Origin of the sequence: Mycobacterium sp. E735 (assembly GCF_001666955.1) — a bacterium.
Classification (GTDB): domain Bacteria; phylum Actinomycetota; class Actinomycetes; order Mycobacteriales; family Mycobacteriaceae; genus Mycobacterium.
Genome location: NZ_LZIX01000251.1, coordinates 1 through 4,022, shown reverse-complemented (window position 1 = coordinate 4,022; position 4,022 = coordinate 1). Strand labels below are relative to the sequence as shown.

General features: G+C 65.8%; 4 protein-coding genes and 1 pseudogene. 3 read left to right on the top strand and 2 right to left on the bottom strand.

Translation table 11 applies throughout. The features are described 5' to 3' along the window. Positions 1 to 182 (bottom strand): annotated as a pseudogene (locus tag A5704_RS20795) (lipid-transfer protein); the annotation flags it as partial. A 16-nt stretch (positions 183 to 198) separates the two neighbouring features. Continuing rightward, a complete protein-coding gene (locus A5704_RS20790) occupies positions 199 to 1,194 on the bottom strand; it encodes a Zn-ribbon domain-containing OB-fold protein (protein ID WP_067890797.1) in 996 nt (331 codons plus the stop codon). 65 nt (positions 1,195 to 1,259) lie between these two features. Between A5704_RS20790 and A5704_RS20785 the strand changes: the two genes are divergently transcribed. The 3 genes from A5704_RS20785 to A5704_RS20775 form a co-directional block, all read left to right on the top strand. After that, positions 1,260 to 2,291 carry an LLM class F420-dependent oxidoreductase gene (locus A5704_RS20785; RefSeq protein WP_067755619.1) on the top strand — a complete coding sequence of 344 codons (1,032 nt, stop codon included), beginning with the start codon at positions 1,260 to 1,262 and terminating at the stop codon, positions 2,289 to 2,291. A 43-nt stretch (positions 2,292 to 2,334) separates the two neighbouring features. Next, a complete protein-coding gene (locus tag A5704_RS20780) occupies positions 2,335 to 3,051 on the top strand; it encodes an acetoacetate decarboxylase family protein (protein ID WP_067755615.1) in 717 nt (238 codons plus the stop codon). Continuing rightward, positions 3,048 to 4,022 (top strand): cytochrome P450 (locus tag A5704_RS20775; protein WP_067890800.1); only part of this gene is annotated, 975 nt, incomplete at its 3' end. The genes A5704_RS20780 and A5704_RS20775, both read left to right, overlap by 4 nt.

Here is a 4,022-nt window from a genome sequence, read left to right as displayed (position 1 = left end):
CCGGCGAGGTAATCGGAGGATCCCGAGCACCAGAAGCCGATGTCGGCCTTCGTGATACCCAGGTCCTCGTAGAGCTGGGCGAAGCACGGCATCAACATCTCGACGCCGTTGGTGGTGCCGTCTGTGCGGCGTACGTGTGGGGCGTGGGCGAAGCCGACGACCGCAACGTTGCGAGCGCTCATGTGGTAGGTGTGCCCTTTACAGGTGGTGCTTGTAGGTGTCGTAGTCGGCGTCGGGTTCCCCTGTCGGCCGGAAGTACTCGATGTTGTCGATGCCAAAGCCCCACTCCTCGCGGGGTTTCCACACCGCCTCGACGCGCATACCCATCCGCACCTCGTGCGCGTCGATGTCGGCGACCAGATGCAGGAAGGGAATGTCGGCACCGTCGAGCAGCACGTAGGCCGCCACGTAGGGCGGTTTGATGCGCTGACCCTGGAACGGGATGTTGATGATCGCGAACGTCGTGACGGTGCCCTTGTCGGGCAGCTCCACGAATTCGGTGGTGGGTTGGCCGGTGGCCGGGTCCGCGCCGTGCGGCGGGAAATAAACCTTGCCCTTCTCGCCGGTACGCGCGCCCAGCAGCTTGCCCTGCGCGATGGCCCGCAGGTAGGCGCTTTCCTCGTGGGAGGCGGTGTGCTGAATCGTCAGCGAGATCGGCGTGACGATCATGGTCACCGGATCTTGTTCGCCCGCCGGCTGTTCGGACACCGGCTCGGCTTCCTCACCGAGCTCGAAGTACGCGATGTCGGTGATGGTGCCCACCGGCTCGTCGGCCCAGTGCACATGGACCCGGGAGCCCGTCGTGATGGCTCCTGGGCTGCCGGCGTCCACGGCGTGCATCAGCGGGGTGTCCGCGCCGTCGAGCTTGATCAGCGCCCAGGCGAACGGACGGTCCAGGGGCTGACCCTCCACCGGATCCGGTTGCCACGTCCAGGAAACGACGGTGCCGACGCTGGACACCGGCACCATCTCGCCCAGCGGCTCGTAGGTGACCGGGTCGTATTCCGCCGGCGGCACGTGTACCCGGCCATCGGATCCGCGCACTCCCAGGACGTGGCGCTCACGCAGTGCGGTGAAGAACTTGCTCAGCGTGGGGCCGACCGAACGGGTGTAGTCGAAAGACAACGTCAGCGGCGCGGAGAGCGGTGGCTCAGTGGGATCCGTCAAGGTCGGGCTGCTCGAACTGGCTGTCACGCCATCGAGTAGAACAGGTTCTAAGAACTGTTTCAACATCGGGTCCTCGGAAGGGTTCAGTGACTATGAAGCTGGGATTGCAGCTCGGGTATTGGGGCGCTCAGCCGCCGGAGAACCACGCGGAGCTCGTCGCCGCCGCCGAGGAAACCGGATTCGACGCCGTCTTCACGGCCGAAGCGTGGGGATCGGATGCCTACACGCCGCTGGCGTGGCTGGGCTCTTCGACACACCGGCTGCGACTGGGCACCTCGGTGATTCAGCTGTCCGCGCGGACCCCGACGGCGACCGCAATGGCCGCGCTGACGCTCGACCATCTGTCCGGGGGCCGGCACATCATCGGCCTCGGCGTCTCGGGCCCGCAGGTGGTCGAGGGCTGGTACGGCCGGCCGTTCCCCAAGCCGCTGGCCCGTACCCGTGAATACGTCGACATCATGAGGCAGGTGTGGGCCCGCGAGAAGCCGGTCACCAGCGACGGCCCCCACTACCCGTTGCCGCTGACCGGCGAGCAGACGACCGGGCTGGGCAAGCCCCTCAAGCCCATCACCCACCCGCTGCGCCCCGACATCCCGATCATGCTGGGCGCCGAGGGGCCGAAGAACGTGGCCCTGGCCGCCGAGATCTGCGACGGCTGGCTGCCGATCTTCTACACGCCGCGGATGGCGGACACCTACAACGAATGGCTCGACGAAGGGTTCGCGCGGCCCGGGGCGCGCCGCAGCCGCGACGACTTCGAGATCTGCGCGACCGCCAACATCGTCATCACCGACGACCGCCCCGCGGCGTTCGCGGCCATGAAGCCCTACATCGCGCTCTACATGGGTGGGATGGGCGCCGAGGACACCAACTTCCACGCCGACGTCTACCGGCGGATGGGCTACGCCGAGGTGGTCGACGAGGTCACCAAGCTGTTCCGCAGCAACCAGAAGGACAAGGCCGCCGAGATCATCCCCGACGAGGTGATCGACGACGCCGCGATCGTCGGTGATATCAACTACGTCCGTGAGCAGGTCAAGGTCTGGGAAGCCGCCGGCGTCACCATGATGGTGGTCAACGGACGCAATGAGGCGCAGATCAGGGAGCTCGCCACGCTGATCTAGCCGATCCTTGCCAGGGGATTAGAACGCGTTCTAGTGTGGCCCGATGACAGCCTCGCAGCACACCATCGCGGGCACGGTACTGACCATGCCGGTGCGGATCCGCCAGGCAAATCAGCACATGGCGATGTTCTCCGTCGACGCCGACGCCGCGCAGCAGATGATCGACTACAGCGGCCTGCAGGTCTGCCGCTACCTGCCCGGTCGCGCGATCGTGGTCCTGATGCTGATGCATTACCTCGACGGCGACCTGGGCCAGTATCACGAGTTCGGCACCAGCGTCATGGTCAACCCGCCCGGCTCGAAGGCCAGCGGGCTACGAGCGCTGCAGTCGGCCGGCGCCTTCATCCATCACCTGCCCGTCGACCAGGCGTTCACCTTGGAGGCGGGCACCAAGATCTGGGGTTACCCGAAGGTGATGGGCGACTTCACCGTTCGGGAGGGGCGCCGGTTCGGTTTCGACCTCAGCATCGACGGCCAGCCGGTGATCGGCATGGATTTTCGCCCCGGCCTGCCGTTCCGGCTGACCCCCCGCCAGCAGGCGCAGACCAGTTACTCACACCGCGACGGCGTCACCCGCGAGACCGCCTTCGAACACACGCTGGATGGTGTGCACACCCGGTTCGGCGGCGTGCGGATCCGGCTGGGTGATCACCCGTATGCGAAAGAGCTTGCGTCGCTAGGCCTTCCAAAACGCGCTTTGGTGTCCAGTTCCGCTCAGAACGTCCAAATGACCTTCGGTGATGCCCAGGAGATCTCATGACGATGACCAGACCCGATGTGGATCTGACCGACGGTGCCTTCTACGCCGGCGATTCGCGGTCCGTCTACCGATGGATGCGCGAGCACGAGCCGGTCTTCCGGGACCGCAAGGGATTGGCCGCCGCGTCGACCTATCAGGCCGTGATCGAGGCCGAACGCAACCCCGAGCTGTTCTCCAACGCCGGCGGCATCCGCCCCGACCAAGACGGCGTCGAGATGATGATCGAGATGGACGATCCGCAACATCTGCTGCGCCGCAAGCTCGTCAACTCCGGCTTCACCCGCAAGCGCGTGAAAGACCTTGAAGCCAAGATCGTTTCGCTGTGTGACACGCTGATCGACGCGGTGTGCGAACGCGGCGAATGCGACTTCGTCTGGGACCTTGCCGCGCCCCTGCCGATGGCCGTGATCGGCGACATGCTCGGCGTGCGTCCCGAGGAGCGCAAGATGTTCCTCAAGTGGTCCGACGACCTGGTCAGCTTCTTGAGCAGCACCGCGGCGGAGTCCGATTTCCAGGTCACCATGGACGCTTTCGCGGCCTACAGCCAGTACATGATGGGCATGATCGAGGCCCGCAAGTCCGAGCCGACCGACGACCTGGTCAGTGTCCTGGTGCACGCGGAGGTCGAGGGCTCACGGCTCGAGGACCACCAGATTGTCACCGAGGTGCTGCTGCTGTTGATCGGCGGCGACGAGACCACGCGCCACACGCTGTCCGGCGGGACCCGGCAGTTGCTGCTGCACCCGGATCAGCACCGGCGCCTGGCGGGCGACCTGAGCCTGCTGCCCAACGCGATCGAGGAGATGTTGCGCTGGACCGCGCCGGTGAAGAACATGGCACGCACCATCACCGCCGACACCGAGTTCCACGGCACCCAGCTGCGCCAGGGCGAGAAGATGATCCTGCTGTTCGAGTCGGCGAACTTCGACGAGAAGGTGTTCGACGATCCGGAATCATTCGACATCGCGCGT

Bases quoted from the DNA above. Each gene is read 5' to 3' on its own strand.
- A5704_RS20785 (WP_067755619.1), top strand. From the start codon at position 1,260: ATGAAGCTGGGATTGCAGCTCGGGTATTGGGGCGCTCAGCCGCCGGAG.
- A5704_RS20780 (WP_067755615.1), top strand. From the start codon at position 2,335: ATGACAGCCTCGCAGCACACCATCGCGGGCACGGTACTGACCATGCCG.